Origin of the sequence: Kyrpidia sp. (assembly GCF_023512215.1) — a bacterium.
GTDB lineage: Bacteria > Bacillota > Bacilli > Kyrpidiales > Kyrpidiaceae > Kyrpidia > Kyrpidia spormannii.
This window is the reverse complement of the sequence record NZ_JAILZZ010000091.1, coordinates 1-5,276: the sequence shown is the minus strand read 5'-3', so window position 1 is coordinate 5,276 and position 5,276 is coordinate 1. Positions and strand designations below refer to the sequence as shown.

The 5,276-nt window shown below is 52.1% G+C and carries 6 protein-coding genes and 1 pseudogene; 4 read left to right on the top strand and 3 right to left on the bottom strand.

From position 1 onward, the window contains the following. Nucleotides 1–260: 260 nt before the first annotated feature. The 3 genes from K6T64_RS16975 to K6T64_RS16200 form a co-directional block, all read right to left on the bottom strand. The gene (locus K6T64_RS16975) at nt 261–818 is read right to left on the bottom strand and encodes an HD-GYP domain-containing protein (RefSeq protein WP_353737840.1); all 558 of its coding nucleotides are present in this window, start codon (nt 816–818) and stop codon (nt 261–263) included. A 12-nt stretch (nt 819–830) separates the two neighbouring features. Further along, the gene (locus K6T64_RS16970) at nt 831–1,253 is read right to left on the bottom strand and encodes a hypothetical protein (RefSeq protein ID WP_353737839.1); all 423 of its coding nucleotides are present in this window, start codon (nt 1,251–1,253) and stop codon (nt 831–833) included. An 89-nt stretch (nt 1,254–1,342) separates the two neighbouring features. After that, nucleotides 1,343–2,488 carry a copper amine oxidase N-terminal domain-containing protein gene (locus K6T64_RS16200; protein WP_288011129.1) on the bottom strand — a complete coding sequence of 382 codons (1,146 nt, stop codon included), beginning with the start codon at nt 2,486–2,488 and terminating at the stop codon, nt 1,343–1,345. Nucleotides 2,489–2,939: 451 nt separating this feature from the next. Between K6T64_RS16200 and K6T64_RS16195 the strand changes: the two genes are divergently transcribed. From K6T64_RS16195 to K6T64_RS16180, 4 genes and pseudogenes are all read left to right on the top strand, one after another. Further along, nucleotides 2,940–3,446, top strand: coding sequence for a beta-class carbonic anhydrase (locus K6T64_RS16195; RefSeq protein WP_288011127.1), 507 nt, complete (start codon nt 2,940–2,942; stop codon nt 3,444–3,446). A 350-nt stretch (nt 3,447–3,796) separates the two neighbouring features. After that, nucleotides 3,797–4,174, top strand: a complete 378-nt coding sequence (locus K6T64_RS16190) for a PH domain-containing protein (protein ID WP_288011125.1) — start codon at nt 3,797–3,799, stop codon at nt 4,172–4,174. 137 nt (nt 4,175–4,311) lie between these two features. Continuing rightward, nucleotides 4,312–4,983 (top strand): hypothetical protein, encoded by a 672-nt coding sequence (locus tag K6T64_RS16185; protein ID WP_288011123.1) that lies wholly within the window; start codon nt 4,312–4,314, stop codon nt 4,981–4,983. After that, nucleotides 4,967–5,276 (top strand): annotated as a pseudogene (locus K6T64_RS16180) (DUF2357 domain-containing protein); the annotation flags it as partial. The gene K6T64_RS16185 and the pseudogene K6T64_RS16180, both read left to right, overlap by 17 nt.

The following is a 5,276-nucleotide window of genomic DNA, read 5'->3' as shown; positions in this document are numbered from 1 at the left end:
TTTTTTTTGTTTAAAAAAACCAAAAAACCCAAAGGGTTTTTTAATTTTTTTTTTTTTTTTTTTTATTTCCCCCCCCCCCCCCCCCCGAGAGGGGAGGGATTTATTGCCACCGGTTGAAACGTCTGTGTAAATCATCACCGTTCCCCTTTCTATAACCAGAAATATCTCTCTCGGGAGTTCTCTGATCCGTTTTTGTGTCCCACGCCGAAACCCAAATGTAGCCGTTCTGCCATATCGCGGTCTTTTTCCACCTTGTCTTTCTAGAGCCGTAGGCTATCCCGTGCCAATTCTGTAATCATGATAGAAGGGTTGTCTGCCAGAGAGATCTCCTGCCCGGATGCAAGGATTCGCACGACCGGACGCTGCATGTGGGTATCAATCCGGATGACGATTCCCGGTTCACCATTGTTCAGTTGAACCATTGTACCTGGAGGATAGGATGGGATCCTATCGACGAACGCTTTGACGACTGATTCCAGATATTTTGTCCCGGATAAGGCCATTAGCACTTCCAACGCTTCATGCGGAGGAGTTTCTCGAAGAGATATGAGATTCTCATACATGTTAGCCGCTCCGCAGATTTGAGCATATTCATGAATGGCAGTTCCTTTCAGTCCGCGGGGATATCCCTGTCCATCCAACGTTTCATGGTGTTGAAATGAAACATGCGCGGACCTTAAACTCAAATCATGGATGCTGCGCAGAATATTGAACCCCGCTTCCGGGTGTTTCGTTTTCTCCGGTGTGATGGCTTTGCCGATATCATGCAGATAAGCCCCCAGCGCCAGATCACGCAATTGCAAATCGTTATAGTTCATTGCTTTACCAACCTACAGTGAAAGCAGGACAACATTTACAGCATGGGCATAAGGACGAAGTTCACTGGCTATCGATGTGGATGGTACCAGTAAAACGGTTTTGCGCCGTTTGACCTCCGAAATTAACTGACCGATGGTTTTTTGGACCGCAGCGAGCGGAAGCGGTTTTCTTGCTGCGACCTGGTTGTAGACGTTCTGCAGTCCAAGTATGGCATCCATCCATGTAGGCATATCCAGCATCTCTTCAAGCGTGATTCCATTGGATTCGGCATCTTCAACAAGGAAATGGGAGATTCCCATTTCCTTCAGTTTTTCCAAATACTTTGGATGAATAGTATTGCCGGCTCCAAGCAGGATCCGTCCTTTTCTGTCGTAGATAGGCTTTGCTAATTGCATGTTGTGATGATTGTAATCAGATACCTTAATCAGCCTCACCACTGCGCCTCCTTGCTAATGTCAAAAACCATGAGAGGGTAAACCGCGAACAAGCGATTCCGTCTGATAGGATCCCTGGAATCACTTGCTTATCCGTTCTGTCCGGTAGGCGGGTGGACTGACACGATCCCGTCCTGATAATCTACTGCCATTCCGAAAGCCTCACCGACAAAACGCAATGGCACCAAAGTCCGCCCTCCGGACAGCTCCGGCGGTACGTCAAGGGTGATGTTCTGTCCGTTCACCGAAGCCGACGGGTCGCCGATTCGCAAGGTGACGGTCTGTTTTTCACGCCGGATGGTCACCGTACCCTGATTCCAGTTCACCGTTGCCCCGAGGGCTTCAGCGATTTGCCGGATCGGCACAAGGGTGCGGCCGTCCTGGACGACGGGAGGGACGTCAAAACTGGGTTGCAAACCGTCCACAAAGACTTGGGTCCCTGTTTTGCCAAGGGCGTTATACATCTCTCGAAGTTGCGGCAAGACGGTGGTATCGGCCGGATTGTGCTTCAACGCCTGTTCCAGAGCATGGGCTGCTCCCTGAATGTCCCGTAACCTCTTCTTCACCGCGGCGAGGGTTTTGAGGACATGTTCATCGGCTTGACCGGAAGCGACCGCCTGCTCCAGGGTGTTCTCCACCTCGCGGTCGGCTTCCTCGTCGGTCTTCGCCCCCTGCTGTTTTGCCCAGTTTTCCAGGTTGGCGAGTACATCCTGCTGAGCTTCTGACGATTTGCCCGGTTTTCCTTCGTGCTTCTGAAGATTGGCCTTAATGATTTGGATGGCCTGCTGGATCCCAGGCGGCTGAGATGTCCCATTCGAGTCTGGAACCGAGATGGTGAGGGTATCGGATGAGGTTCTGTTGTTAAAATCGCCATGATGCTCACCATCATGGTGCTTTCCATCACCATGCTCGCCGTCTCCCGCGTTGCCTTCATCGTTGGAGTCCTGTTCCCCGTTGTCGGGATTGTCTTTCTGTTTTTTAGAGTTCATCGTTTGGGAACTGCTGAGGGTTTTGTTGACATCCGCAGTTGCATCATCGGACCCCGAAGAGAGCACTGACAATCCGCTAGACTGGCCAACACCCGATCCGCTTCCCTGTTGGAGCGGCATAATCGTTTGCGAACCATGGCGTTCGAAATTTGCCTTTCCGTACCCTGCGGCAGAAGCGACAGGAGTTGTGAACAACACAGCAAAGGACAAAACCGCCGTGACTCGTTTCCATTGACCTGTGTCCATTTTCCGTCCTCCTTCTGATCTTGGCCTTGTTGGGTTAGTTTTCATTAATCTTTCGTCGGGCCGGTGTTGAATTCCTGCTCCGTGTAAAGGGGCCCTGAGGCGGGTGGGAGCTTTACAAGGACACGGACCACTACTACCGAAAATTTATGCCCGACGGGACAATCAAGCGGACGAAGGTGTCGAAAGGGACGGGGGAGATCAAGAGCCATTTGTGGAAAACCATCCTGAAGAAACAGTTGTAGGTGACCCAGGAATACTTCAACAGCAAAATCTGAGCGGTTCTTTGGAGAGGGCAGCGGCCCTCCTTCTTTTTCTCCCGCCCCCCCTCTCGCGGGGTTCGTTCTTTTGGGATAGGCAGAAGTCCATGGTATTGACAAAAGTATAGTCATATGCCACAGTTGTTTATAAAACAAGTAGGTTTACTATACATTAAAATGAGGAGGAGTCTTCAATGTCTGAGGTGAAGAAGCTATTTGAAGCAAACCGCACATACGCATCACAATTCTCCCAAGGCCAGCTTCCCATTCCGCCGGCCAGAAAAGTTGCGGTGCTCACATGCATGGATGCCAGAATTGACCCCCTGCGGGCTCTCGGTGCAAACCTCGGGGATATTCATGTAATTCGGAATGCAGGGGGACGCGTGACGGAGGATGCCATCCGATCGCTTGTCATTTCCGAACAGTTGCTGGGTACACAAGAAATCTTGGTGCTTCATCATACGGATTGCGGGATGCTGACATTTAGGAATGAGGACCTATACGATAAAATCTCCCAGCGTCTGGGTCCGGATTCGGCCAAAGCGGCTTCAAATATAGACTTTTTGCCGTTTACCGATTTGGAACAAAGCGTCCGAGACGACGTCGAGACACTCCGCAATTCCCCCCTTATTCCGAGCGATGTTCTGGTCTATGGAGCTATCTACGATGTGCACACTGGCGAAGTTATTCCTGTTTCGTAAATGACTGCTTCTGCCGGCCGGCCAGACAGTTGCGAACCGGCTGTTCAGGGAGAGACGCGTGCCTGGATGGTTGAGTCCGTACTGATGGCGATCCCGTATCCGAACGGGGTGGATGAGTAAGGAAAGGGCTCCGGGGTTTTCCTCGGGCCGTTTTTTTTCTTTCCTGCCAGGCAAGTTTTGTGCCAGCCTGTTCTCGCCAGGCCGTACCGGTGACCCGGCTCCTTCTGCGTTCCCGTTCAAATCTGGGATATTTTCATCACGGAATGGTTGGTGTATGCTTGGAGCAGGGGGTCGATGGTGCACTTGGCTGGGTCGGTATGTGAGCCGGGTGACAATAGGGAGGGGAACATATGGGTTTGTTTGATGCGCTCATGGGCAATGCCTCGGAGGTCAGTGTGGCCGAGGTGAACCGGGAATTTGCCGCCATGTTGGCACCGGAGGAACGGGCGGAGAAGGCGTACAAAGTCATCCGGGATTTATTGATTTTCACGAATAGACGGTTGATTCTGGTCGATAAACAGGGAGTGACGGGGAAAAAGGTGGAGCTCCACTCGATTCCTTACAAAAGCATCTCCCACTTCAGCGTGGAGACCGCCGGGAATTTTGACCTGGAATCGGAGTTGAAAATCTGGGTATCCGGCAAGGCCGAGCCCTTCCAGATGACCTTCTCGAAGGGGTTAGATATCTATGAGGTGCAAAGTGTGCTGGCTGCTTATGTGCTGAAGTAGTGGAACGCGCCCCGCCCCCGATCAGCAAGGGCCGCAGGAGTGAAGCAACCGGCCCAACGGCTGCCGATAGCTGCCATGTGATGGGCAGGAATCCCTCACCAAAGGAGGAGAGAATTGAGGGGGTGACCTCGACCTCGATGAACCGCGATCTGTGGAAATGGATTTTTGAAGCGGCTCCGGATGAACAACTGATCTCCATCGCAAAGGCTATCAACGTATCAGTCCCCGGGTTCCGGGAAGTGACCGCCAAGAATCTCCCCCGTATACGATCGGTATTGATCTCCATGCTTCTCGATCCGAAAAGGCTCCTCAAGGTCGCGAAATTGACGAATGAGCGCATTCGCCGGCATCCCGAATTGGAACAATGGCGAGGGCAAGATGTGACGGGTTTGCTGTCGTTGGTGCACAGTCTGGACGATGTCCGGCATATTCTGGAGTCCCTTTTGAGCAGTGAGGATGAAGATCACGGCAAAAGGGCCGAGGCTTTTTATGAGGAGCTGCAGGGGACAGGCCGCCTACAGTCTCTGGAGGAGGCCTGGAAGAAAGAAAGGGAATCCGAACGGCAGGAGGCTCAGTCCGAGGTCGAGCGCCGGCAGTTGCGCTCGGAGTTAGAAGACCTCCGAAACAAATATGAGGCTCAGGTCAAAGCTGTCGAAAAGCTGAAGGTGAAACTGCACGAGACCCAGACGAAGCTGGACGCGGCGCTCAAACTTGTGGAGAAACAGAGCCGAGAAAGGGAGCGTGAGAAAAAGAATTTCCACGAGAGGATACGGGAACTGGAGCGAACCCTTGTTGGCTTCGAATTATGACGGCCGCTATCAAATGTTGTTCCAATTGTACCGCGAGCTAAGTGAGCGAGAGCGACCCGTTCACTTGGATCCAAGCTATTCCTACCAATGGAAACGAACGGATTTGCTCTATGAGTTGTGGGGGTACCTGAAGATCATTCGTTGTCTGTCCGGCCCCTCAGTTGGGTTTGTTCCTGTGGCTGGGTGGCTGTTTGACCGCCATGCTGAGGCTCGAGAGGTTTTGGTTCCGTTTCTACAGCCCTGTACCACAGTGATCTTTCGCCGGGGCGATCTCCTTATTCTCTGGGTGTATG